General features: G+C 74.1%; 22 protein-coding genes. 6 read left to right on the top strand and 16 right to left on the bottom strand.

Annotation, left to right across the window (positions count from 1 at the left end; genetic code table 11):
* Positions 1 to 32: 32 nt before the first annotated feature.
* The 7 genes from leuA to DNL40_RS05890 form a co-directional block, all read right to left on the bottom strand.
* Positions 33 to 1,826: a 2-isopropylmalate synthase gene (gene leuA, locus DNL40_RS05920; protein ID WP_111250336.1), complete on the bottom strand. Its 1,794-nt coding sequence runs from the start codon at positions 1,824 to 1,826 to the stop codon at positions 33 to 35.
* A gap of 214 nt (positions 1,827 to 2,040) precedes the next feature.
* Complete coding sequence (locus tag DNL40_RS05915) at positions 2,041 to 3,777, bottom strand: DUF7937 domain-containing protein (RefSeq protein WP_111250335.1); 1,737 nt, start codon at positions 3,775 to 3,777, stop codon at positions 2,041 to 2,043.
* A 126-nt stretch (positions 3,778 to 3,903) separates the two neighbouring features.
* Positions 3,904 to 5,463, bottom strand: coding sequence for an alpha/beta hydrolase family protein (locus DNL40_RS05910; protein WP_111250556.1), 1,560 nt, complete (start codon positions 5,461 to 5,463; stop codon positions 3,904 to 3,906).
* A 38-nt stretch (positions 5,464 to 5,501) separates the two neighbouring features.
* On the bottom strand, positions 5,502 to 6,449 hold the full coding sequence (gene era, locus DNL40_RS05905; protein ID WP_245885706.1) for a GTPase Era: 948 nt from the start codon (positions 6,447 to 6,449) through the stop codon (positions 5,502 to 5,504).
* Positions 6,442 to 7,764 carry a hemolysin family protein gene (locus DNL40_RS05900; protein ID WP_111250333.1) on the bottom strand — a complete coding sequence of 441 codons (1,323 nt, stop codon included), beginning with the start codon at positions 7,762 to 7,764 and terminating at the stop codon, positions 6,442 to 6,444. The genes era and DNL40_RS05900 overlap by 8 nt, the downstream gene beginning before the upstream one ends.
* Entirely contained in the window at positions 7,761 to 8,222 is a 462-nt protein-coding gene (gene ybeY, locus DNL40_RS05895; RefSeq protein WP_111250332.1) for an rRNA maturation RNase YbeY, read from the bottom strand. Before ybeY ends, DNL40_RS05900 begins: the two co-directional genes overlap by 4 nt.
* Entirely contained in the window at positions 8,219 to 9,277 is a 1,059-nt protein-coding gene (locus DNL40_RS05890; protein ID WP_111250331.1) for a PhoH family protein, read from the bottom strand. Before DNL40_RS05890 ends, ybeY begins: the two co-directional genes overlap by 4 nt.
* Positions 9,278 to 9,496: 219 nt before the next feature.
* Here DNL40_RS05890 and DNL40_RS16375 point away from each other — a divergent pair, with 219 nt between their 5' ends.
* The gene (locus DNL40_RS16375; protein WP_179950963.1) at positions 9,497 to 9,667 is read left to right on the top strand and encodes a hypothetical protein; all 171 of its coding nucleotides are present in this window, start codon (positions 9,497 to 9,499) and stop codon (positions 9,665 to 9,667) included.
* Positions 9,668 to 9,695: 28 nt separating this feature from the next.
* Here the strand turns inward: DNL40_RS16375 and DNL40_RS05885 are convergent, their stop codons facing one another.
* The 5 genes from DNL40_RS05885 to DNL40_RS05865 are packed head-to-tail and all read right to left on the bottom strand — an operon-like array spanning position 9,696 to position 14,347.
* Entirely contained in the window at positions 9,696 to 10,052 is a 357-nt protein-coding gene (locus tag DNL40_RS05885) for an HIT domain-containing protein (RefSeq protein ID WP_111250330.1), read from the bottom strand.
* Between the two features lie 32 nt (positions 10,053 to 10,084).
* Positions 10,085 to 10,885 (bottom strand): 16S rRNA (uracil(1498)-N(3))-methyltransferase, encoded by an 801-nt coding sequence (locus DNL40_RS05880; RefSeq protein ID WP_111250329.1) that lies wholly within the window; start codon positions 10,883 to 10,885, stop codon positions 10,085 to 10,087.
* Positions 10,886 to 10,925: 40 nt separating this feature from the next.
* Complete coding sequence (gene dnaJ, locus DNL40_RS05875) at positions 10,926 to 12,050, bottom strand: molecular chaperone DnaJ (RefSeq protein WP_111250328.1); 1,125 nt, start codon at positions 12,048 to 12,050, stop codon at positions 10,926 to 10,928.
* Between the two features lie 45 nt (positions 12,051 to 12,095).
* A complete protein-coding gene (gene hrcA, locus DNL40_RS05870; RefSeq protein WP_111250327.1) occupies positions 12,096 to 13,142 on the bottom strand; it encodes a heat-inducible transcriptional repressor HrcA in 1,047 nt (348 codons plus the stop codon).
* 47 nt (positions 13,143 to 13,189) lie between these two features.
* Positions 13,190 to 14,347 carry an alpha/beta hydrolase gene (locus DNL40_RS05865; protein WP_146252028.1) on the bottom strand — a complete coding sequence of 386 codons (1,158 nt, stop codon included), beginning with the start codon at positions 14,345 to 14,347 and terminating at the stop codon, positions 13,190 to 13,192.
* A gap of 90 nt (positions 14,348 to 14,437) precedes the next feature.
* On the opposite strand from DNL40_RS05865, the gene DNL40_RS05860 reads away from it, so the two are divergent.
* Positions 14,438 to 15,307 (top strand): DUF3097 domain-containing protein, encoded by an 870-nt coding sequence (locus DNL40_RS05860; protein WP_111250325.1) that lies wholly within the window; start codon positions 14,438 to 14,440, stop codon positions 15,305 to 15,307.
* 3 nt (positions 15,308 to 15,310) lie between these two features.
* Here the strand turns inward: DNL40_RS05860 and DNL40_RS05855 are convergent, their stop codons facing one another.
* Positions 15,311 to 16,252 (bottom strand): hypothetical protein, encoded by a 942-nt coding sequence (locus DNL40_RS05855; RefSeq protein ID WP_179950962.1) that lies wholly within the window; start codon positions 16,250 to 16,252, stop codon positions 15,311 to 15,313.
* A 165-nt stretch (positions 16,253 to 16,417) separates the two neighbouring features.
* Here DNL40_RS05855 and DNL40_RS16370 point away from each other — a divergent pair, with 165 nt between their 5' ends.
* A complete protein-coding gene (locus DNL40_RS16370) occupies positions 16,418 to 16,945 on the top strand; it encodes a DUF4870 domain-containing protein (RefSeq protein ID WP_179950961.1) in 528 nt (175 codons plus the stop codon).
* A 61-nt stretch (positions 16,946 to 17,006) separates the two neighbouring features.
* Here DNL40_RS16370 and hemW read toward each other — a convergent pair whose 3' ends face one another.
* Together hemW and lepA are read right to left on the bottom strand one after the other, a co-directional pair.
* Positions 17,007 to 18,299, bottom strand: a complete 1,293-nt coding sequence (gene hemW, locus DNL40_RS05845; protein WP_111250322.1) for a radical SAM family heme chaperone HemW — start codon at positions 18,297 to 18,299, stop codon at positions 17,007 to 17,009.
* A complete protein-coding gene (gene lepA, locus DNL40_RS05840; protein ID WP_111250321.1) occupies positions 18,299 to 20,170 on the bottom strand; it encodes a translation elongation factor 4 in 1,872 nt (623 codons plus the stop codon). Before lepA ends, hemW begins: the two co-directional genes overlap by 1 nt.
* A 131-nt stretch (positions 20,171 to 20,301) precedes the next feature.
* Here lepA and DNL40_RS05835 point away from each other — a divergent pair, with 131 nt between their 5' ends.
* The 3 genes from DNL40_RS05835 to rpsT all read left to right on the top strand — a co-directional run bounded on the left by DNL40_RS05835 (position 20,302) and on the right by rpsT (position 22,113).
* Positions 20,302 to 20,856 carry a type 1 glutamine amidotransferase domain-containing protein gene (locus tag DNL40_RS05835; protein ID WP_111250320.1) on the top strand — a complete coding sequence of 185 codons (555 nt, stop codon included), beginning with the start codon at positions 20,302 to 20,304 and terminating at the stop codon, positions 20,854 to 20,856.
* A gap of 449 nt (positions 20,857 to 21,305) precedes the next feature.
* Complete coding sequence (locus tag DNL40_RS16995) at positions 21,306 to 21,683, top strand: type II toxin-antitoxin system PemK/MazF family toxin (RefSeq protein ID WP_425450763.1); 378 nt, start codon at positions 21,306 to 21,308, stop codon at positions 21,681 to 21,683.
* Between the two features lie 169 nt (positions 21,684 to 21,852).
* Entirely contained in the window at positions 21,853 to 22,113 is a 261-nt protein-coding gene (gene rpsT, locus DNL40_RS05825; protein WP_111250318.1) for a 30S ribosomal protein S20, read from the top strand.
* Between the two features lie 121 nt (positions 22,114 to 22,234).
* Here rpsT and holA read toward each other — a convergent pair whose 3' ends face one another.
* Positions 22,235 to 23,254 carry a DNA polymerase III subunit delta gene (holA, locus tag DNL40_RS05820; RefSeq protein ID WP_111250317.1) on the bottom strand — a complete coding sequence of 340 codons (1,020 nt, stop codon included), beginning with the start codon at positions 23,252 to 23,254 and terminating at the stop codon, positions 22,235 to 22,237.
* Positions 23,255 to 23,310: the final 56 nt, after the last annotated feature.

The raw sequence follows: 23,310 nt of genomic DNA, 5'->3' as shown, positions 1-23,310 counted from the left end.
GGGTGCGGGCACCGGTGCGAGCGGGAGGAGCGTCAGGCGCGCTCGGCCCGGTTGACTGCCGAGACGATGGCCTTGAGCGACGCGGTCGTGAGGGACGGGTCGATGCCCACGCCCCACAGCACGGCGTCACCCACCTGGCACTCGACGTACGCGGCCGCGGTGGCGTCGCCACCCTCCGAGAGCGCGTGCTCGGCGTAGTCGAGCACCCGCACGTCGACGCCGACCTTGCGGACGGCGTCGACGAACGCGTCGAGCGGGCCGTTGCCCACGCCGTCGAGCGTCAGCTCCTCGCCGCGGTCGACGACGTCGATCGACATCGTCGTCGCGCCGTCCTCGGCGGCGACGGTGCGGGTCTCGCGGAGCTTGAGGCGGCCCCAGGGCTCCAGGCCCGCGGGGCTGCCGGGCTCGACCGGCAGGTACTCGTCGGTGAACATCCGCCAGATGTCCGCCCCGGTGACCTCGACGCCCGCGGTGTCCGTGTGCTGCTGCACCACCCCGGAGAACTCGATCTGCAGGCGGCGCGGCAGGTCGAGGGCGTGCTCGGCCTTGAGCAGGTAGGAGATGCCGCCCTTGCCGGACTGGCTGTTGACGCGGATGACCGCCTCGTAGGAGCGGCCGACGTCGCGCGGGTCGATGGGCAGGTAGGGAACGCCCCACACCATCTGGTCGACGTCGGTGCCGGCTGCCGCGGCGGCGGCCTGCATGTGCTCGAAGCCCTTCTTGATGGCGTCCTGGTGGGAGCCGGAGAACGCCGTGAAGACGAGGTCGCCCACGTACGGGTGCCGCTCGTGGACCGGCAGCTGGTTGCAGTACTCGACGGTGCGGCGGATCGCGTCGATGCCGCCGTCCACGGTGAAGTCGATCTGCGGGTCGACGCCCTGGCTGAACATGTTCATGCCGAGGGTCACCAGGTCGACGTTGCCGGTGCGCTCACCGTTGCCGAACAGGCACCCCTCGATGCGGTCGGCCCCGGCCTGGTAGCCGAGCTCGGCGGCGGCGACGGCGGTGCCACGGTCGTTGTGCGGGTGCAGCGACAGGATCACGTTCTCGCGGTGGTTCAGGTTCCGGCTCATCCACTCGATCGAGTCGGCGTAGACGTTGGGCGTGGCCATCTCGACCGTGGCAGGCAGGTTGATGATCACCGGCCGCTCGGGGGTGGGCTCGAGGACCTCGAGCACCTCGTTGCAGATGCGGGCCGCGAACTCGAGCTCGGTGCCGGTGTACGACTCCGGGGAGTACTCGTAGTAGACGGTGGTCTCCGGGACCGTCTCCTCGTACTTGCGGCACAGGCGCGCCCCGGTGAGGGCGATGTCCACGATGCCGTCCGGGTCGGAGCGGAACACGACCTCGCGCTGCAGCACCGACGTCGAGTTGTACAGGTGCACCACGGCCTGCTTGGCGCCCCGGATCGCGTCGTAGGTGCGCTCGATGAGGTGCTCGCGGGCCTGGGTGAGCACCTGGATGACGACGTCGTCCGGGATGCGCCCCTCGTCGATGAGCTGGCGCACGAAGTCGAAGTCGGTCTGCGACGCCGACGGGAAGCCGACCTCGATCTCCTTGTAGCCCATGCGCACCAGCAGCTCGAACATGCGCAGCTTGCGCTCGGCGTCCATCGGCTCGATGAGGGCCTGGTTGCCGTCGCGCAGGTCGACCGCGCACCAGCGCGGCGCCTTGGTGATGCGCTTGTCCGGCCAGGTGCGGTCCGGCAGCGAGACGGTGATCTGCTCGTGGAACGGCCGGTAGCGGTGCACCGGCATCCCGGAGGGCTGCTGCGGGTTGCGGTCGGCGATGCCGGCGGTCGCCGACGTCGCGGAGGTGGTGGTCATGGGGGTTCCTTCTGCCTCGGTGTCCTCGGCCCGGGGAGCGTCCACCTGGGCCGTCGGCCGGCACACCACGTCAGCCGCGGCGAGGAACCGGCCTCAGGAGGCCCCGCCGCGGCACACGAGCAGGAGGCTCACCGTGTGGCGCATGCCTGCCACCATACCCCCGCGACCCTGTGGTGCCCGTCACGTCCCGCCATGCGGACGTGACGGGCACCGGTCAGCGCCGCGTCCGCAGCGCCGCGTCCACCGCAGGGTCGCCGAGCGCACCCAGCCAGTCCAGGAGCGCCGGGTAGGTCGACGGGTTGGCGGCGACCTGCGGCCGCAGGTGCGGGGCCTCCTGCACGATCCGCGCCAGGTCGGCGAGCGGCGTGGCGGGGTCCAGCGCCTGCTCCGCGGTCCACCCGGAGCCCGCCACGTCCACCACCGGCGGCATGACCTGCGTCGAGGAGACGGGCGCACCCGTCAGCGGCGAGAGCACCGACGTCGAGGCCGACGCCGGCTCCGCGGCCCGCACAGAGGTCTCCGCCTCGGGCGCGGCGACGGGCGCCGGCTCAGCGACCGCCTCCGCCACCGGACCCACCAGCGGCCGCCCGAACACCTGCGTGCGCTCCTGCGGGCCCGGGTCCGGCCGCCCGGCCGTGGCGTCCCAGGGAGCCGGGTCCGCCGAGCCCGCCGCGGCCGCCTGCCCCGGCACCTGCTGGGCGACGCCCGCCGCGGGCGACACCGCCGTCGGCCCGGACCCGGGCTGCGCGACGACGCCCGCGGTGCCGGTCCACGCAGCCCCGGCCGGGGCAGGGGCGGCCACCGCACGGCTGCGCAGCTCGTGCAGCGAGCGCGGCACGAGCAGCACCGCCAGCACGATCGCCGGCACCCCGAAGGTCAGCAGCAGGTCCTGCGTGGTGGTGCGCGTGGTGACCCCGGCGCGGGCGATCACGATGACCGTGCCCAGCACCACCATCACGACGGCGGCCCCCACCGCCGTCGCGTGCCCGGAGGCCAGGTCGCGGGACAGCGCCCGGTGGGCGAAGTACGCGACCACCGCGATCAGCAGGCCGAACACGATCCGCAGCACCAGCTCCACCGAGACCCGGCCGCCGACGATCGCGGCGACCGCCACAGCCGCGACGTACACACCCAGCACCACCCCGAGGAAGAGCGCGTGCACCGCCGTGGCGGCCCACCGCTGGGGCTCCGCGTCCTCCGCGACCGGCTCGCCCACCACGCGGGGCACGGCGCACGCAGCCAGCACCGGCAGCAGCAGGAGGCCGAACCGGGTGCCGTGGACGCTCTCCACCCACGGGCTGGCGTCCGAGCCGGAGACCAGGGCCGCGGACAGCGCTACGGCGACGCCCAGCCCCAGCAGCAGCACGCCCGCGGCGCCGTCGCCCCGCTCCATCCGGCCCACCGTCATCCAGAGGATGCCCAGCACGAGCGCCGTCGTCAGCACGATGGCGACCAGCCGGGCCCCCGGCTCCTCACCCGACACGGCGGCCAGGATCGGCGTCAGCACCGCACCGGCCGCCACGACCCCCGCGGCCACGGGCAACGTCCAGCGCCACCTCGGCTCCGCCGCGAGCGCAGCACCCGCCAGGCCCAGGCCCAGACCCGCACCGACCCCCTCTCCCCCGCCGGGCAGCACGTCGAGCAGCACGTGCCCCACGGCGACCAGCGCGTAGGGGGCCACCCCGAGCAGCCGCGTGCGCCTCTCGTCGGCGAACCACGTCGGCGGCAGCAGACCCGCCCGTCGCACGTACGGAGCAGCCACGGCCAGCAGCGCCACGATCGTCGCGAGCACCGTCCCGAGCTGGTCCGTCCCCCGGGTGTCGGTGCCCCACGGCAGGGCGAGACCCACGAAGAGCGCGGTCGCCGCGACGACGTCGCGCACCAGCGCGTGCGCCGGCACCCCTGCGAACGGCTCGCGCGGCGAGCGGGCGGTACTGGCGGCTTCGGTCATGGGCAGCTCCCTCGTCTCCGTGCACGCCCAGCGGGGCGCACGCGATGTTTCTACCCTTTTCACCCGGGGCTGTCAGGTCCAGACGGGTGCGTTCGCTGTGCGGGTATCGTGCGGGTGTCCGGCGGCTCAGATACCGAGCTGGAACACGCCCCAGTAGGTCAGCCACAGCAGCAGCGAGAACGCCCCCACCGTGGCCGTCCACAGCGTCACGTGCGCCGGCCACCCGGAGGCGACGACGGCCCCCTCGTGACCAGCCTGCCTCTCGGCCCGCACGTCCCGCACCCGCTGGAGCAGATGGGCGGCCACCACCACGGTGACCAGGCCGAGCAGGCGCACGCCGATCCAGCCACCCTGCACCACGGCGTCGTCGCGCTGGTAGTTCAGCGCCAGGCGAGCCACCGCCATGAGGTAGACGACCAGCGCCACGGTGGTCAGCACCGAACCCACCCCGAGGCCCACGAGCAGCGGGCGGACGCCGTCGTCCAGCCAGGCACCCGGCCCGGTGCCCGGTGCGCCCCGGCCGGCCGCCACGATCCGGCGCCCGAGAGCGACCACCAACCACAGCACGGGACCCACCACGAGCAGCGCCACCCCGGCGATGACGGCGCCCAGGATGAAGTCGCCGTCCCCCCACCACCCGGGCTGGGCCACGGGCGAGGCGAGGAACAGCTGGTCCGGCTGGGCGCCGGCCACCCGCGGCGGCGCCGTCGCAGAGTCCGGAAGGGCCGAGATCCACGCGGCCACGTCGCGCGGGAACTCCGGGACCAGCACGCCGTCCACGCGCAGCCCGTGGTTGGCGTCGGCGTAGTAGCGCACCGTCACGGGAGCGTCGTCCCCCCGCACCGCGGTGTCGGCGATGACCTTGCGCGCCCCCTGCTCGATCGGCATCGACGGGTCGCCCGTCCCGTAGACCACCAGCACCGGCGCGGTCTGCCGCTCGAGCCACGGCGTCACGTCGAAGTCCGCGTAGTCCAGCCCGCCGCCCGGCAGCTGGATGCCGACCGCGCGCGGGATCGCCCGGAAGACGTCCTGCGGCACCCCGGTGTTGCGCAGGTAGTTGTCGACCGCGAACGCCGCCTGCTGCCGCGGGGGCACCACCGGCGCCGACACCAGCACGGTGTACGCCACCGCCGGGTCGTGCACCTGCATCACCGGGGCGATCCACGTGCCCTCCGACTCCGCGTACACCCCCACGCGCCCGGGGTCGACGCCGTCCACCTCGCGCAGCAGCTCGACCGATCGCAGGTAGTCGTCCGCCATGGCGACGTAGTCCCGGTGCCAGGTCGTGTAGGTGTCCAGCCGCTTGTCCGGCACCAGGGTGACGATCCCTGCCGACGTGATCGCGTCGGCCTGGCGCAGGAACGCCTCCGCGGCACGGCCCGTGCCGGCCCCGTGCACGAACACCATGCCCGGCAGGTCGTCGCCCGCACCCACCGGCTCGCGCAGGATCCCGCCGACCTCGGCGCCGTCGAGCGCGACGGTCACCTCCGTCGCGCGCACCTCGAACGTCCCCGGCTCGTGCACGAGGCCCGCTGCGACCGAGTCTCCGACCCCCTGCACCGCGGTCGACGACGTCGCCGGCTGGAGGTGGTCGGAGACGGGGACGGGGTCCCACGACGGCCCCGCCAGGGAGCCGACGACCGCCAGCCCCACGAGGATCGCCGCGCTGGAGCCGACCGTCCGCATGATCACGTCCGGAGCCTACCCGCGGGCTCTCGCCGGGATCAGAACCCGAGCCTGCGCAGCTGCTTCGGGTCGCGCTGCCAGTCCTTGGCGACCTTGACGTGCAGGTCCAGGTACACGCGCGCGCCCAGCAGGCGCTCGATGCCCTGCCGCGCCCGCGTGCCCACCTCGCGCAGCCGGGAACCACCCCGCCCGATGATGATCGCCTTCTGCGACTCGCGTTCCACGAAGAGGTTGACACGCACGTCCAGCAGGGGCGCGCGGCCCTTGCCCTCGTCGCCCGAGCCCTCGCGCTCCACGATCTCCTCGACCACCACGGCGAGCGAGTGCGGCAGCTCGTCGCGCACGCCCTCCAGGGCCGCCTCGCGCACCAGCTCGGCCACCATGACCTGCTCCGGCTCGTCGGTCAGCTCCCCGCCGGGGTACAGCTCCGGACCCTCGGGCAGGTGCGAGACGAGCACGTCGGCCAGCTCGCCCACCTGGTAGCCGTCGCGGGCGGAGACGGGCACGATGTCGGCCCACTCGCCCTCCACCTCGCGCGCGAGGGCGTCGACGGCGAGCAGGTGCTCGGCGAGCGCCCCGCGGTCCACCAGGTCCGCCTTGGTCACCACGGCGACGACCGGCACGGCCCGCCGGCCCGTCATGAGCGGCGCGAGCTGGTTGGCGATGAACCGGTCGCCCGGCCCGATCTTCTGGTCGGCCGGCAGGCAGAACGCGATCACGTCCACCTCGCCCAGCGTCTCCCTGACCAGGTCGTTCAGGCGCTGGCCCAGCAGGGTGCGCGGGCGGTGGAGCCCCGGCGTGTCCACCAGCACCAGCTGGGCGTCGTCCCGGTGGACGATGCCGCGGATCGTGTGGCGGGTCGTCTGGGGCCGCGCCGACATGATCGCGACCTTCTCCCCCACCAGGGCGTTCGTCAGGGTGGACTTGCCGGCGTTCGGGCGGCCCACCAGGCAGGCGAAGCCCGAGCGGTGCGTGGGGTCAGTCATGGGTCTCATCCTTGTCGTGCGGGTCTGTCTCGGAGTCGTGGTGCACCCTGCTGACCAGGAGCGCGGTCACCTGCTTGCGGCGACCTTCCACACGGTCTGCGACCAGGTGCAGGCCGCCGACGTCGGCGGCGGAGCCGGCCAGCGGCACCTTGCCGAGCGCCTTGGCCAGGAGGCCCGCGGCGGTGTCGACGTCGTCGTCGTCCAGCCGCAGGTCGAACAGCTCGCCCAGCTCGTCCACCGGGAGGCGTGCCGGGACCCGGAAGGTGTTCTCGTCGAGCCGCTCCGGCTCGACGACGCGCTCCCGGTCGTGCTCGTCGGTGAGCTCGCCGACGAGCTCCTCCAGGATGTCCTCGATCGTCACCAGGCCGGCGATGCCGCCGTACTCGTCGACGACGACCGCGATGTGCGAGGACGATGCCTGCATCTCGCGCAGCAGCACGTCCACGGGCTTGGACTCCGGCACGAACACCGCCGCGCGCGCCACCTGCGAGACCGGCTCGCTCGCCGCCGCGGGCTCGGCGTCCAGCACCCTGGCGACGTCCTTGAGGTAGGCCACGCCGACCAGGTCGTCGACCGAGTCGCCGGTCACCGGCACGCGCGAGAAGCCCGACCGCAGGAACAGCCGCATGACCTTCGACAGCGGCGTCGTGGCACCCGTCGTCACCATGTCGGTGCGCGGCACCATGACCTCCCGCGCCAGGGTGTCACCGAGCTCGAAGACGGAACGGATCAGCTCCCGTTCCTCCTCCTCGAGCACCTCCGACTCCCCCACGCGGTCGACCATGTCCCGCACCTCCTCCTCGGTCGGAGGCTCGTCCTGGTCGCGGTGGGCCGAGCGGCGTGCCGCCCAGCCCGTCAGGCGGTACGTGGCGGTCAGCAGCCCGGAGAGCGCCAGGACGACGCGCAGCGGCCGCCGGAAACCGAGCTGGCGCGGGCTCAGGCGCGCCATCACGAGCCCGCCGGCGAACCCGAGCACCAGCAGCGCCAGCAGGTCCTGCCACCAGGCGCCGAACCACCCAGCGACCAGCAGCGTGAGCGCTCCCAGGGCCACCATCTCGGTCGCGGTGCGCACCGCGGCCGCCGCGGCGACCGTCGCGGGAGGGTCGGCGACGAGCGCCTGCGCGGCACGCACCCGGTCGGCCCGCGCCTCGGCCTGCAGACCCTCCCCCTGCTCCGCCTCCACCAGCGCGTCGCCCAGCGACGCGCGGGTGACCCGCAGCACCGCGGCCTCGCCCGCGGACAGCAGGCCGGTCAGCAGGAGCGCCGCGGCCGCTACCACCGCGAGCAGGACGTCGGGGGCCTCGACAGCCGTCATCGACCGGCGAGGAAGGTGAGCAGGAGCCGCCGCTGGAGCGCGAACATCTCCTTCTCCTCCTCGGGCTCGGCGTGGTCGTAGCCGAGCAGGTGGAGGATGCCGTGCGTCGTCAGCAGCAGCATCTCCTCCACCGCCGAGTGCCCGGCCACGACGGCCTGCTTGGCCGCAACCTCCGGGCACAGCACGATGTCGCCGAGCGTCCCGGGCGGCGTGACGTCGCCCTCCCGGCCGGGGCGCAGCTCGTCCATGGGGAACGACAGCACGTCGGTGGGGCCGGGCTCGTCCATCCACCGCACGTGCAGGTCCGTCATGACGTCGGTGTCGACGAACAGGATCGACAGCTCGCTCATCGGGTGCACGTGCATGGCGTCCAGCACGAACCGCGCGAGCGCGGCGAACTCCGCCTCGTCGAGGTCGGGGGTCTCGTACCCCGACTCGTTGTTGACCTCGATGCTCACCTGTCGCTCACCCGTCGCGCCCCTCGGTCCCGCTGGTTCACGGGGCGATTGTGCCCGTCGCCCGCGGCGGGGGCGGTGTCCCAGCGCGCGTACGCGTCGATGATGTCGCTCACCAGGCGGTGGCGCACCACGTCGGCGGAGCCGAGGCGGCAGAACTCGACGTCGTCCACGCCGGTCAGGATGTCCTGCACCGCCCGCAGGCCCGACGACGTCCCGCCGGGCAGGTCGACCTGCGTCGCGTCGCCCGTGATGACCATCTTCGACCCGAAGCCCAGGCGCGTCAGGAACATCTTCATCTGCTCGGGCGTGGTGTTCTGCGCCTCGTCCAGCACGATGAAGGAGTCGTTCAGCGAGCGCCCACGCATGTACGCCAGCGGGGCCACCTCGATCGTGCCCGCCTCGATGAGCTTGGGGATCGAGTCCGGGTCCACCATGTCGTGCAGCGCGTCGTACAGCGGACGCAGGTACGGGTCGATCTTCTCGCTCAGGGAGCCGGGCAGGTAGCCGAGCCGTTCGCCCGCCTCGACGGCCGGGCGCGTCAGGATGATGCGGTTGACCTGGTGCGACTGCAGGGCCTGCACCGCCTTGGCCATGGCGAGGTACGTCTTGCCCGTGCCCGCCGGGCCGATGCCGAACGTGATCGTGTTCGCGTCGATGGCCTCGACGTAGTGCTTCTGCCCCACCGTCTTGGGCCGGATGGTGCGGCCGCGGTTCGACAGGATGTTGAAGGTGAGCACCTCGGCGGGCCGCTGGGCCTGCTCGGCCGTGAGCATCGACACCGACCGGCGCACCACGTCGGGGGTCAGCTGCGTGCCGGCCTCGACCACCTCGACCAGCTCGTCGAGCAGCCGGGAGACCAGGGCGACGTCGCCCGCGGGCCCGGACACGGAGATCTCGTTGCCGCGCGCGTGCACGTCCACCCGCGGGAAACCGTCCTCGACGGCGCGGAGCACGGAGTCGCGGCTGCCGAGCAGGGCCACCATCGGGACGTGGCTCGGGACGACGATCCGGTGCTCCGTGGCCCGGGCGTCGGGACTGTGGTTCGTGGCGGTCATGAGCCGGCTGGCGCCGATGCACTCCTCAGGGCGGCGTGGTGGGACGGCCAGTCTATCGGCGCGCCGCGCGCGCGTCCCGGCGTTTCGCTCAGGGCACGGTGCCGGGGCGGCGTCCGACCGCGGGCTGACCGGTGTCCTCCCCAGGTCTGAGCGGCCCGGCCCTCACACCCGCCCACCGGCCGACGCGGCGGGCAGGGCCGCGGGGCGAGGGTTCTTGTCATGACCTCGACCCCCGCTCCCCGCCCCCTCGTCCGCGCCCGCGCCCGCGGCACGGTGCGCGACTGGACGCTGGCTGCCGCCGCGGCGGCAGCCCTCCTCGCGCTGCTCGTCGGCACCGCCGTGGCCCTCTCCGGCCTGGTCGACGCCGTCGTGCGCCTGGCCGCCGGCTGACCCGCGCCGCGGCGCCCGGGCCGCCCGGTCAGGCGGGCGACCAGCCGAGCTGGGCGCCGGAGATCACGTGGCCGTGCACGTGGAAGACGCTCTGGCCGGCACGGGGACCGCTGTTGAAGATCAGGCGGTACTGCCCGTCGGCCAGCTCTCCCGCCACCTGGTCGGCCAGCGCCACCATGTCGGCGAGCAGCGCGGGGTCGGCCGCGGCGAGCACCGACACGTCGCCGTGGTGCTCGCGGGGCACCACGAGCACGTGCACCGGGGCCTGCGGGTCGATGTCGCGGAACGCGAGCGAACGCTCCGAGGTCGCGACGACGTCGGCCGGCAGCTGCCCGGCGACGATCTTGCAGAAGATGCAGTCCTGGGTGGCGTCGACGCTCGTCATGCCCCGCACGTTACCTGGCGGTGCCCCGCCCGTCAGGCCCGCCCGTCAGGCGCGACGGCCCACCGGCCGAGCCGCTCGCTGAGCAGCGCGACGGCGACCGGACCGGCGGTCGACGTCCGCAGCACGTGAGGCCCCAGCCGCACGAGCACGGCCCCGGCGTCGCTCAGGGCGGTCACCTCCGCCTCGGAGATGCCGCCCTCGGGCCCGACGACGACGAGGAGCTCCGGCGTCGGCCCGCCCGCGGCGGGCACGGGCAGCGGCACGCTGCCCACCGCCGTCGTGGCCTCCTCGTGCAGCACGAGCACCGCCCCGCCCGCGGCGACGACCTCGCGCACGCGCACCGCGAGCTGCTTGGTGGTGCACGCCTCGGCCACGGGCGGCAGCCACGCCCGGCGCGCCTGCTTCACCGCCGCGCGCACCGTCGCCACCCAGCGCGCCCGCGACCTCGCCGCCCGGTCCCCGCGCCAGACCACGACGGAGCGTTCCGCCTGCCACGGCACGACGGCGTCCACGCCGGTCTCGACCGCCGCCTCCACGGCCAGCTCGTCGCGATCACCCTTCGCGAGCGCCTGGACCAGGGTGACGACGACGTCGGGCGCGGGCTCGTGCACCACCTCGTCGACGTCGAGACGCAGCACGCCGCCGTCGGCCGCCGCGACCCGGCACAGCAGCCGCACGCCCGCGCCGTCGACGACGTCGACCCGCTCCCCGGCGCGCTTGCGCTGCACCACGCCCGCGTGGCGCCCCTCGGCCCCCTCGAGCACGTACGTGCCGCCCGGGCCCACCTGGGTCAGAGGGGTGCCGCCGTCGGCGAGGAAGACCGGGGCGCTCACGGCACCACCACGCCCGGCACGCCGCGCCGGTACGCCGTGCTCACCGGCCGCTCAGCTTGTCACGCAGCCGCGAGAACACCCCCGGGTGCGCGGCCGACAGGCGCGACTCGGGCCGCTCCTCGCCCCGCAGCGCGGCGAGCTTGCGCAACAGCTCCGTCTGCTCGTCGTCCAGGGCCGTCGGCACCGACACCTCGACATGGACGTGCAGGTCGCCGCGGCCGCCCGAGTGCAGGTGCCCGACGCCGAGCCCCTTGAGGGTGACGACCTGGCCCGGCTGGGTGCCCGGCCGCAGGTCGATCTCCTGCTGGCCGTCGAGCGTCTCGAGCTCGAGCACCGTGCCCAGTGCCGCCGCCGTCATCGGCACCGGCAGCGTGCAGTGCAGGTCGTCGCCGCGCCGCACGAACACCTCGTGCGGCTTCTCGCGGATCTCCACGTACAGGTCGCCGGCAGGACCGCCGCCGGGGCCGACCTCGCCCTGGGCCGTGAGCTTGATGCGCGTGCCGGTGTCGACGCCGGCCGGGACGTTGACCGTCAGGGTGCGGCGCGAGCGCACGCGGCCCTCGCCGGCGCAGTCCGGGCACGGCTCGGGGATGACCGTGCCGTAGCCGCCGCACGCCGAGCAGGGCGCCGTCGTCATGACCTGGCCGAGGAACGACCGGGCCACGCGCTGCACGTGGCCGCGGCCCGCGCACACGTCGCAGGTGCGCAGCGAGGTGCCCGGGCGTGCCCCGTTGCCGCTGCACGTGGAGCACGCCACGGCCGTGTCGACCTGCAGCTCACGCTTGGCGCCGAACGTGGCCTCCGCGAGGTCGACGTCGAGGCGGACGAGGGCGTCCTGGCCGCGCCGCGAGCGGGGCACCGGCCCCTGGGCCGTCTGCCCGCCGCCGAAGAAGGTCTCGAAGATGTCCTGGAAGCCGAAGCCCGCGCCGAAGCCCCCGCCCGCGCCGCCACCGGGCGCCGTGGGGTCCACACCCATGTCGTACTGCTGGCGCTTCTCGGGGTTCGAGAGCACCTCGTACGCGCGCGCGACGTCCTTGAACTTCTCCTCGCCGGCCTCGCCGGCGACGTCCGGGTGCAGCTCGCGAGCGAGCCTCCGGTACGCCTTCTTGATCTGCTCGGGCGTGGCGTCGCGCTCGACGCCCAGGATCTCGTAGTAGTCGGCCACGGTTCTCTCAGGTTCGACGGATGGTTCGGAAGTTCTTCGGACGCGTCAGCCGGGCAGCACGCGTGACAGGTAGCGTGCCACGGCGCGGACCGACGCGATGGTGCCCGGGTAGTCCATGCGGGTGGGCCCGATGGAGCCCAGGATCGCCAGGGAGTCCCCGCCGTCGGCGGACGACGGCCCGTAGCCGGAGGTCACCACCGACGCCTCGGTGAGCCCCTCCAGACCGTTCTCGTGCCCGATGCGCACCGCGACCGGGTCCCCGGCCATCTCGGTGAGCAGCCCGAGCAGCACCACCTGCTCCTCGAGCGCCTCGAGCACGGGCCGCAGCCCCTGCTCGAACCGCATGCCGGCGCGCGCCAGGTTCGCGGTGCCGGCGAGCACGATGCGCTCCTCGTTCTCCTCGCCCAGGGTGTCCACCACGGTCTCGGCGACCAGGCGTGCCAGGGGGGCCACCCGCGGCTCCACCCCCTCGGCCACCTGGGCGAAGGCGTCGGGCAGCTGGTCCAGGCGCTTGCCGGCGGCCGCGGCGTTGAGCCGGGCCCGCAGCTCGCCGAGCAGGCCGTCGTCCAGGACGAGCGGCTCGGCGTCCCCGGCCGGCGAGACGTCCAGGAAGCGCTGCTCCACCCGCCCCGTGTCGGTGATGACGACGACCAGGAGCCTGTCGTCCCCCACGGGGACCAGCTCCAGGTGGCGCAGACCGGAGCGGCGCAGCGACGGGTACTGCACGACGGCGACCTGCCCGGTCAGCTGGGCGATCAGGCGCCCGGCCCGGGTCAGCACGTCGTCGAGATCGACCGCCTCGGACAGGAACGTCTCGATGGCCCGCTTCTGCGGCGTCGACAGCGGCCGCACCTCGGCCAGCCGGTCGACGAAGAGGCGGTAGCCCTTGTCCGTCGGGATGCGCCCGGCGGACGTGTGCGGCTGGGCGATGTAGCCCGCCTCCTCCAGCGCCGCCATGTCGTTGCGGATCGTCGCCGGCGAGACGCCGAGGCCGTGCCGCTCCGTGAGCACCCGGGACCCCACGGGCTCACGCGTGGCGACGTAGTCCTCGACGATGGCGCGCAGCACCTCGAGCCGACGCTCCTCGCTCACGGTCCCCTCCTCGTCGTCGCTAGCACTCTCGACGTCCGAGTGCCATCCTACGCGTGCGAGCCCGGCGCGGGCGCGGCCGCGACCAGCGCGCCGAGCGCCCGGGCGGCACGCTCCAGGGCGTGCGCCGCCGTCCGCGACGCTCCCGCGAGGTTCGCGAACGCGTGCACCAGCCCCTCCTCGACCACGAGGGTCGTCGGGACGCCCGCCCCGCGCAGCCGCCCGGCGTACGCCACCCCTTCGTCGTGCAGCACGTCGAACCCGGCGACCGCCACGTAGGCCGGGGCGACGCCCGTCAGGTCGGTGTCCGGCGCCAGCAGCGGCGAGGCGTCCGGCTCCGCCGCGACCGGCGGCGGAGCGCCCGCGCCCGCCGGCTCCACCCCCAGGTACAGGTCCCGGTAGCGGTCCACGTCCGCGGCCGTCAGCGCGTAGCCCGTACCGAAGGCGTCGAACGACGGCCGGCGGGACGTCAGGTCCGTGCCCGGGTAGAGCAGCAGCTGCGCCACCGGCGCACCCGACCCCGCCTCCCCGCCGTCGCGCACGTCGTCCCGGGTACGACGGGCGACGACGGCGGCCAGGGCGCCGCCCGCGCTGTCTCCCGCGACCGCCACGGGCAGCCCCGCCGCCACCGGGTGGTCACGCACCGCGCGGAAGCCCGCCACCGCGTCCTCGACCGGCACCGGGTACGGGTGCTCGGGAGCGCGCCGGTACGCGACCGACACCACCGTCAGCCCGCTCCCGCGGGCGAGCGCGCGGCAGACGCCGTCGTGCGTGTCGAGGTCCCCGGTGACCCAGCCGCCCCCGTGCAGGTAGACGACCACGCCGGCGGCCCGCCGCGCAGACGGCCGGTACACGCGAGCGGGCAGCACCGCGCCCGGGACGGCCAGGCCCGCGGCGAACACCTCGTGCACGCGCGGGCGCGACCCCACGACGGCGGCCTGGAACGCGGTGCGCGCCCGCATCTGCGCGACGTCCACGACGCCCGTGCCGGCCGCAGGCTCCCCGCGGGCGGCTCCCGTCAGGCGCAGGGCGAGCTGCACCTCGGGAGCGAGCGTGCGCCCGGCCACCACCCGTGGCCGCCCCGCCAGCAGCCGCAGCACCGGACGGGGCAGGCGAGCCACGGCCGCCAGGACCGCGTGGCCCACCACCACGGCCAGCGGCCGGGACGGGCGGGCGACCGACCGGCCGCGAGAGGCAGACGTGGGCACCCGGCGAGGGTACGACGGCCCCGCCGAGCACACCGGGGGTCCGGCGCGGCGCCCGGGCGCCCGCGGCGCCGCTCCCCTAGGCTCCCCGGCGTGCACGACCGCTACGGATCCGACGTCCTGTCCTCCTCGTCCGCGGGCGGCGGCGCCGCCTCGCACCACCGCGCACGGCCGAAGGCGCGCCCTCAGGCTGCCGAGCCAGGGCTCGTGGTCGAGGAGGTGCAGACGGGCTGGGTCGGCGCCGTCGTGCGGGTCGAGAAGTCGGGCGGCGTCCACCTGGTCGTCCTCGAGGATCGCGCCGGTCGCACCCGATCCTTCCCCCTCGGGCCCGGGTTCTGGGTGGACGGCGAGCCCGTGCTGCTCACCCCGCCGGTCACCTCCCGCGCCCCCCAGGCCCCGGCCCGCACCGCCTCCGGCTCCGTCGCCGTGCACGGCCAGCGCGCCCGCGTGGCCCGAGGCTCCCGCATCTGGGTCGAGGGCAAGCACGACGCCGAGCTCGTCGAGAAGGTCTGGGGCGACGACCTGCGCGTCGAGGGCGTCGTCGTCGAGATGCTCGACGGCGTCGACAACCTCGCCGACGCCCTCGCCGAGTTCCGGCCCACGCCCGAACGACGCGTCGGCGTGCTCGTCGACCACCTCGTGCCCGGCTCCAAGGAGCAGCGCCTGGCCGACGCCGCCCTGCGCACCGTCCCCGCGGGCACGGTGCTGGTGCTCGGCCACCCCTACGTCGACGTGTGGCAGGCCGTGCGCGCCGAGCGCCTCGGCCTCACGGCCTGGCCCGTCATCGAGCGCGGCACCGAGTGGAAGCGCGGCATCCTGCGCGAGCTCGGCTGGCCCGCCTCCAGCCAGGAGGACGTCGCCCGCGCCTGGAAGCGGATCCTGCGCTCCGTGCGCGACTACCGCGACCTCGACCCGGCCCTGCTGGGCCGGGTCGAGGAGCTCATCGACTTCGTGACGGCGTAGCCGTCAGGCCGGCTGCGCCACCTGGCCACCCGTCAGACGGCGGTACATGTGCGCCACCATCAGGGCCGCCACGGGGAACGCCACGAGCGAGCCCACGAACAACGCGAGGAAGCCCACCACCAGCACCACGACCGCCAGCACGGCCGTCAGCAGCCACGCCCCCAGGTGCTGACGCGTGAACGCCCAGCTCGAGCGCAGCGCCGTGACCGCGTCCTGCCCCTGGTCCAGCACGAACAGCAGCGACGCCGCCAGCATGAAGCCGACCACCACCGACAGCAGCCAGCCCACCAGCGGCACGAACGACAGCACCAGGTTGATCACCACGAGGATCGCCGCCAGCACCACGACCTGGCCCAGGTCGCGCACCGCGAACAGCTCGCCCAGGCGTGCCCGGCCCTGACGCGTCGCCACCAGGGCACCGTTGAGCAGGAACGCCACCAGCACCGTCGTCACGACGTCGCCCGCCGCCGCGAGCAGCACGTCCTGGAACGTGAGCTGCACCTGGAGGGCCGTCTCCAGCGCACCGATGTCACCCAGGTTCCCGCTGAACACCTCGCGCAGCGACGGCGTCGCCATCCAGCTGACGAGCGAGCTCAGCACACCCAGCAGCAGCGCGGCCACCAGCCACGTGCCGGCGCTGCGACCGAACGCCGAGAAGGCCCACGAGAACGCCGTCCCCACCGAGGGCGGACCGCTCGGGTGGCCGGCACCGGCGCCACGGCCGTACGGGTCCGGCGGCAGCGGGGCCTGGGGCAGGTCGCCGTACTGGCCGTACCGCGGCGGGCCTGGCTGGCCGTACTGTGGCGGCTGCTGGCCGTGCTGGGGAGGCTGGGGCTGGCCGTACTGCGGCTGCTGCGGCTGCTGCGAGGGCTGGCCCTGGCCGTACTGAGGAGGCTGCGGCTCGTCAGGGTCACGCGGCGCCGGCGCGCCGTAAGGGTCGCTCATGGGCACAGCCTGGCGTGCGGCCCGCCCGAGCGCCAGCGCGCCGCACCGGGACCCACCGAGGACGCCCGCCGGCCTCTCGTGCGGACAGGTGACCCCTGCCGGCCCTACCGTGTGTCCCTGGCCGCCCGTCCGGCGACCCGCGACCTTGCCGACCAGGAGCACACCGTGAGCGACCCCACCACCCCGCCCTCGCCCGAGCCGCAGCCGGGCCAGCCCTCCGGGCAGCAGCCGCCCTACCAGGGCTACGGCCAGCAGCCCCAGCAGGGCTACGGCCAGCCCTACCAGCAGCCCGGCTACGGGCAAGGCGGCTACGGGCAGGGCGGCCACGGCCCCGGCCCGTCCGCGCTCTCGCCGTCCGAGGAGCGCACGTGGGCCCTCCTCGCCCACCTCGGACCGCTGATCGTCGCCCTGGCGACCGGCGGCATCCTCGGGTTCCTCGTGCCGCTCGTCATCTGGCTCATGTACCGCGACCGCAGCCCGTTCGTCGGAGAGCACGCCAAGGAGTCGCTGAACTTCCAGATCACGATCCTCATCGCCGCGGCGGTCGCCTGGGTCAGCGTGTTCCTGCTCATCGGCTTCGTCCTGGTGCCGGCCGTCGCGATCTTCGCCGTCGTCGTCGGCATCATCGCGTCGGTGACGGCCAACAAGCACCAGCCGTACCGCTACCCGCTGAACATCCGCTTCATCAAGTAGCGGAGCACGGTGCGGGGCGGCGTCGCCGACGCCGCCTCGCACCGGCCCGCCGTGCGGTACCTCAGTCGCTCAGCTCGCGCACCACGGTGTCGGCCAGGAGCCGGCCGCGCAGCGTGAGCACGGCCCGCCGGCCCCGCCCGTCGCCACCGACGGCAGCCACGCCGTCGAGCAGCCCTCGGGCCACCAGGCCCGCCACGGCACGTCGGCCGCCGTCCGACAGCACGGACAGGTCCAGGCCCTCGCGCGTGCGCACCCCCAGCATCAGCCGCTCGAGCGCGGCCTCCGACGTCGTGAGCAGCTCCCTGCCCGCCCCCGGCGAGACTCCCGCCTCCAGCAGCGCCGCGTAGCGCCGCGGGTGCTTGACGTTCCACCAGCGCACGCCGGCGTGCTCCGCCCCGGCACGGACGGGCGCCGCGACGTACGAGTGGGCGCCCGGGCCGATCCCCCACCAGTCGTCCCCGCGCCAGTAGGCGAGGTTGTGGCGGCAGGCGTGCGTCAGGTCGCCGTCGGGCACGCCTCGCGCCCAGTTGCTCACCTCGTACCAGCCGAACCCGGCCGCCGAGAGCATCGCGTCCGCCAGCTCGTACTTGGTGGCCTGGTCGTCCTCGTCGGGCGGAGGCAGCTCGCCACGGCGCAGCTGGGCCCCCATCTTCGTGCCTGGCTCGACCACCAGGGCGTAGGCCGACACGTGGTCGACGTCGGTGGCCAGCACCGCCTCCAGCGAGGCGCGCCAGTCCTCCACGCTCTCCCCCGGCGTGCCGTAGATCAGGTCGAGGGAGACGTCCAGACCCGCGTCCCGCGCCCAGCGCACGACGTCGGGGATCCTGCGCGGGTCGTGCGTGCGCTCCAGGGTGGCCAGCACCGCCGGCACCGCCGACTGCATGCCGAACGACACGCGCGTGAACCCGCCCTCGGCCAGCTCCCGCAGCGACGCCGGTGTGACCGAGTCCGGGTTGGCCTCCGTGGTCACCTCGACGTCGTCCGCCAGCCCCCAGGCGTCACGGACACCGCCCAGCAGCCGCACCAGGTCCCCCACCGGGAGCATCGTGGGCGTGCCTCCGCCGAAGAACACCGTGGACACCGGCCGCGGCGCGACCCCGGCGCCGTCGAGCACCTTGCGCGCCAGGTCCACCTCCCGCAGCGCCGTCGTCGCGTACTCGCTCTGCGACGCCCCACCGCCCAGCTCGGAGGCCGTGTAGGTGTTGAAGTCGCAGTACCCGCACCGCACCGAGCAGAACGGCACGTGCAGGTAGACGCCGAACGCCCCCGTGCGCGGGGCACCGGGGGCGTCGGCCACCCACGGCGGCAGGGCGCCGTCGTCGGGCACCGGGACGCCGTCGGGCAGGGCGGGCACTACTTCTTCTTCTCCTTGGCGTCCTTGCCCGCGGAGTCGCTCGACAGGGCCGCGATGAAGGCGTCCTTCGGGACCTCGACGGACCCGATGGTCTTCATGCGCTTCTTGCCCTCCTTCTGCTTCTCCAGGAGCTTGCGCTTGCGGGAGATGTCACCGCCGTAGCACTTGGCGAGCACGTCCTTGCGGATGGCGCGGATCGTCTCGCGGGCGATGACGCGGGCACCGACCGCCGCCTGGATCGGCACCTCGAACTGCTGGCGCGGGATGAGCTCCTTGAGCTTGGCGGTCATCTGCACGCCGTAGTCGTACGCCTTGTCCTTGTGGACGATGGCGCTGAACGCGTCCACCTTGTCGCCCTGGAGCAGGATGTCGACCTTCACCAGGTCGGCCGCCTGGTCACCCGTGGGCTCGTAGTCCAGCGACGCGTACCCGCGGGTGCGCGACTTGAGCTGGTCGAAGAAGTCGAACACGATCTCGGCCAGCGGGAGCGTGTACCGCAGCTCCACCCGGTCCTCGGACAGGTAGTCCATCCCGAGCATCGTGCCGCGGCGGTCGGTGCACAGACCCATGACCGTGCCCACGAACTCGCTCGGGGTCAGGATCGTGGCCCGCACCACCGGCTCGCGGACCTCACGGATCTTGCCGCCCGGGAACTCGCTCGGGTTCGTCACCCGGACCGTCGTGCGGTCCTCCAGGTCGACGTCGTAGATCACGTTGGGCGCCGTCGAGATCAGGTCGAGGTTGAACTCGCGCTCCAGGCGCTCGCGCACGATCTCCAGGTGCAGCAGGCCCAGGAACCCGACACGGAAGCCGAAGCCGAGCGCCACCGAGGTCTCGGGCTCGTAGTTGAGCGCGGCGTCGTTGAGCTTGAGCTTGTCCAGGGCCTCGCGCAGCACCGGGTAGTCCGAGCCGTCGATCGGGTACAGACCCGAGAACACCATCGGCTTCGGGTCCTCGTACCCGCCCAGGGCCTCCTTGGCCGGCTTGGCCGAGTTGGTGACCGTGTCGCCCACCTTCGACTGGCGCACGTCCTTCACGCCCGTGATGAGGTAGCCCACCTCCCCCACGCCGATGCCCTTGGTCGGGATGGGCTCCGGGGAGATCACGCCGATCTCCAGCAGCTCGTGGGTGGCGCCCGTCGACATCATCGCGATGCGCTCGCGCGGGTTGAGGCTGCCGTCCACCACGCGCACGTACGTGACCACGCCGCGGTAGATGTCGTACACCGAGTCGAAGATCATCGCGCGGGCCGGCGCGCCGGCGTCGCCGACCGGGGCCGGGATGCGCTGCACGATGCGGTCGAGCAGGGCCTCGACACCCTCGCCCGTCTTGCCCGAGACCTTCAGCACCTCGGACGGGTCCACGCCCACGAGGTTGCCGATCTCCTCGGCGTACTTCTCCGGCTGGGCGGCCGGCAGGTCGATCTTGTTGAGGACCGGGATGATCTCCAGGTCGTTCTCCATCGCGAGGTACAGGTTCGCGAGCGTCTGCGCCTCGATGCCCTGCGCGGCGTCGACCAGCAGCACCGCGCCCTCGCACGCGGCGAGCGAGCGCGAGACCTCGTACGTGAAGTCCACGTGGCCCGGGGTGTCGATCATGTTGAGCGCGTACGCCTCGTCGTCCACCTGCCACGGCATGCGCACGGCCTGCGACTTGATCGTGATGCCGCGCTCGCGCTCGATGTCCATGCGGTCGAGGTACTGGGCGCGCATGGCGCGCGGCTCCACCACGCCGGTGAGCTGCAGCATGCGGTCGGCCAGCGTCGACTTGCCGTGGTCGATGTGCGCGATGATGCAGAAGTTGCGGATCAGCTCGGGCGCGGTGGCGTTCGGCTCGATGCGCGCTTGCAGCGCGGGTCCGGGGATGGGCAACGCGTTCTCTCGCTTCTGACGGCACGGGGTGGGGTCGCCTGGACGGGCCCGGCCATTGTTTCACGCTGCGAGCCCGCCCACGTCGTGCCTACCGTCGAGGGACCGCACAGACCCCGTGTGAAGGAGGACCCATGTCTGACCTGTCCGGCAAGCGAGTCCTGGCCATCGTCACCAACTACGGCATCGAGCAGGACGAGCTCGTGGTCCCCGTGGACCACCTGCGCGAGGCCGGCGCGGACGTGACCGTCGCCGCCGTGCAGGACGGCGACGTCCAGACGCTGGTGGGAGACAAGGACCCGGGGCGCACGGTCACGCCCGACACCACGCTCGACGCCGTGGACCCGGCCGGCTACGACCTGCTGCTGATCCCTGGCGGCACCATCAACGCCGACAACCTGCGCCTGCAGGCCCCGGCGATCGACATCGTCAAGTCCTTCACGACGTCGGCACGGCCCGTCGCCGCGATCTGCCACGGCCCGTGGGCCGTGGTCGAGGCCGGCGCCGTCTCGGGCGCGCAGGTGACCTCGTACCCGTCGCTGCAGACCGACGTGCGCAACGCCGGCGGCTCGTGGGTCGACCAGTCCGTCGTCAGCGACTCCGGCGCCGGGTACACCCTCATCACCTCCCGCACCCCGGACGACCTGCCCGACTTCCTGCGCGAGATCGAGGGCGCGCTGCAGGGCTGACCCTGCCCGCACCCACCCGGCCCGCACCCGCCCTCACCGGAGGCAGCGGGCGGGCAGGACGACGGCGGGCGGACGGCGGGCGGACGGCCGACAGCGTGCCGTCCGCCCGCCGTCGCGCCAGCCCTGTACCGGCCCCCTGCTCGGCCCCGAACCGATCCCGTGCCCGGCCCCGAGCCCGTAGGCTGACGACCGTGGCGAGCCGATGGACGAGACTGCTGAGCGAGGTCGTACGAGCGGTCGCCTCGGCGTCGCGCAGCACCTCGCGCACCAGCCCACGCACCACCGCCTCACGCCCCGCACCGCACAGCCCCGCACCGCGCAGCCCGGAGCCTCGCGCGGACGGGCGCACGCCTCATAGCCCGGCACCCGCGGAGGGTGCGCCCGCCCAGCGCCGCACGCCCGCCCCGTCCCCGAGCGCCGCCGGCTACCCGGGTGACTACCGGGGTCCGGTGCGGGCCGTGTACGCCCCGCGGCCGGACGGCGCCCCTGACCCGGGCGAGATCGTGTGGACGTGGGTCCCGTACGAGGACGACCCCTCGCAGGGCAAGGACCGGCCGGTGCTCCTCGTGGGCCGCGACGGCCCCTGGCTGCTCGCGCTCCAGCTGACCAGCAAGGACCACGACCGCGACGCGGCCCAGGAGGCGCGCGCAGGCCGCCGCTGGCTCGACATCGGCTCCGGCCCCTGGGACCCCCGGGGCCGGCCCAGCGAGGTGCGGCTCAACCGCGTGGTGCGGGTGGCTCCCGAGGCCGTGCGACGCGAGGGGGCCGTCATGCCCGAGGATCTCTTCCGGCGCGTCGTGGCGGCGATGGAGCAGGCCCGCGCGTGAGCGCGCGACGCCTCGAAGGTCTGCTATTCTTGGTGGCCGCGTGTCCGCCCAGGTCGGCGGGCACAGTCCCAGCTCCTCTCCACGGGTTCCCCACCCCAGTCCCGGAGCTGTGACCGCCCTCTACGACCTATCCGCTCGCCGGCAGGCGAACACACCAGGAAGTCCACCAGTGGCAAACATCAAGTCTCAGATCAAGCGCATCAAGACGAACGAGAAGGCTCGTCTGCGCAACAAGGCCGTCAAGTCGGAGCTCAAGACGCACGTGCGCCGCGTGCGCGAGGCCGTCGCCGCCGGCGACAAGGAGGCCGCGTCGGCTGCGCTGGCCCTCGCCTCGAAGAAGCTCGACAAGGCTGTCTCGAAGGGCGTCATCCACACGAACCAGGCCGCGAACCGCAAGTCGGCCATCGCGAAGCAGGTCAACGCTCTCTGAGTGACCCCGCCCCGCACGCCGGGGCGCTGAAAGACGTCGAAGGGCGCCGCTCCCCCGGGAGCGGCGCCCTTCTGCCGTCTGCGGCCGTCGGTGCCGCCGGCACCGGGCCGGCGGCACCCCCTCAGCCGCGGCGCGAGCGGGCGATGGTCAGCACCGCACGCTCGACGGCGAACACCGGGTCCCGCCCGGCACCCTTCACCTCGGCGTCCGCCTGGGCCACCGCGGTGATCGCCGTCGCGAGCCCCTCGGGGGTCCATCGCTGCAGGTCCCGCTGCGCGTTGCGGACCTGCCAGTCCTGCAGGCCCAGCTCGCGCGCGGTCACGCCTCCGCCGCGGATCGCCGCTACCTTGGCCAGCGTGCGCAACCGCATGGCGAGCGCCGCCACCAGCGGCACCGGGTCCCCGCCGGTGGCCAGCGCGTGCCGCAGCAGCGCGACGGCAGCCCCGGCGTCTCCCGCCACCGCGGCGTCGGCGACCTTGAACCCGGTCGCCTCGACGCGTCCCCCGTAGTACCGATCGACGAGGCCCTCGGTGATGGTGCCCGTCGTGTCCGAGACGAGCTGTGACACCGCCGACGCCAGCTCCCGCAGGTCGTTGCCCAGCGCGTCGACCAGGGCACGGACCGCCTCCGGCTCGGCTCGCCGTCGAGCCGCGCGCAGCTCGCGGGTGACGAACTCGGCCTTCTCCGCCTCGCGCGCCACGGCGTCGCACTGCAGCACCGGCGCGCCCGAGGCCACGATGGTGTCGAGCATCTTCTTGCCCCGCTGGCCCCCACCGTGCACCACCACGACGGTGGTCTCCGGGTCCGGGCTGGCCACGTGGGCGATGACGTCGGCGTACAGCTCGTCCGTCGCGGCCTCGGCACCGGAGACGACCACCACCTTGGCCTCCCCGAACAGCGAGGGGCTGACCGCGACCTGGAGCTGGCCCGACCCGTAGGTGGCACCCTCGAGCTCCACCTTCTCCGTCTCCGGGTCGCGCTCCCGGGCGAGCCCGACGACGCCGTCCACAGCACGCTCCCGCAGCAGGTCCTCGGGCCCCCGCACCAGCACGACGGGGGCGAGCGTGGGCTCGTCCCACGAACGGACGTTGCCGGAGGCAGGCTTGCGGGCACCAGGACGTGATCGGGTGGCGGGGGGCACGGCCCCATGCTGCCACGAGGCCCCGACCCCCGTGCGCTGCCGCCGTCCCGCAGGGA

This window comes from Xylanimonas oleitrophica (assembly GCF_003244315.1).
GTDB lineage: Bacteria > Actinomycetota > Actinomycetes > Actinomycetales > Cellulomonadaceae > Xylanimonas_A > Xylanimonas_A oleitrophica.
The sequence above is the reverse complement of the archived record's forward strand: the minus strand, read 5'-3'. Positions and strand labels throughout refer to the sequence as shown.

What these genes read in the sequence shown, in the direction of transcription:
- leuA (WP_111250336.1), bottom strand. Translation starts at nt 1,826, where the DNA reads ATGACCACCACCTCCGCGACGTCGGCGACCGCCGGCATCGCCGACCGC.
- DNL40_RS05915 (WP_111250335.1), bottom strand. Translation starts at nt 3,777, where the DNA reads ATGACCGAAGCCGCCAGTACCGCCCGCTCGCCGCGCGAGCCGTTCGCA.
- DNL40_RS05910 (WP_111250556.1), bottom strand. Translation starts at nt 5,463, where the DNA reads ATGCGGACGGTCGGCTCCAGCGCGGCGATCCTCGTGGGGCTGGCGGTC.
- era (WP_245885706.1), bottom strand. Translation starts at nt 6,449, where the DNA reads ATGACTGACCCCACGCACCGCTCGGGCTTCGCCTGCCTGGTGGGCCGC.
- DNL40_RS05900 (WP_111250333.1), bottom strand. Translation starts at nt 7,764, where the DNA reads ATGACGGCTGTCGAGGCCCCCGACGTCCTGCTCGCGGTGGTAGCGGCC.
- DNL40_RS05890 (WP_111250331.1), bottom strand. Translation starts at nt 9,277, where the DNA reads ATGACCGCCACGAACCACAGTCCCGACGCCCGGGCCACGGAGCACCGG.
- DNL40_RS16375 (WP_179950963.1), top strand. Translation starts at nt 9,497, where the DNA reads ATGACCTCGACCCCCGCTCCCCGCCCCCTCGTCCGCGCCCGCGCCCGC.
- DNL40_RS05885 (WP_111250330.1), bottom strand. Translation starts at nt 10,052, where the DNA reads ATGACGAGCGTCGACGCCACCCAGGACTGCATCTTCTGCAAGATCGTC.
- DNL40_RS05855 (WP_179950962.1), bottom strand. Translation starts at nt 16,252, where the DNA reads ATGAGCGACCCTTACGGCGCGCCGGCGCCGCGTGACCCTGACGAGCCG.
- DNL40_RS05835 (WP_111250320.1), top strand. Translation starts at nt 20,302, where the DNA reads ATGTCTGACCTGTCCGGCAAGCGAGTCCTGGCCATCGTCACCAACTAC.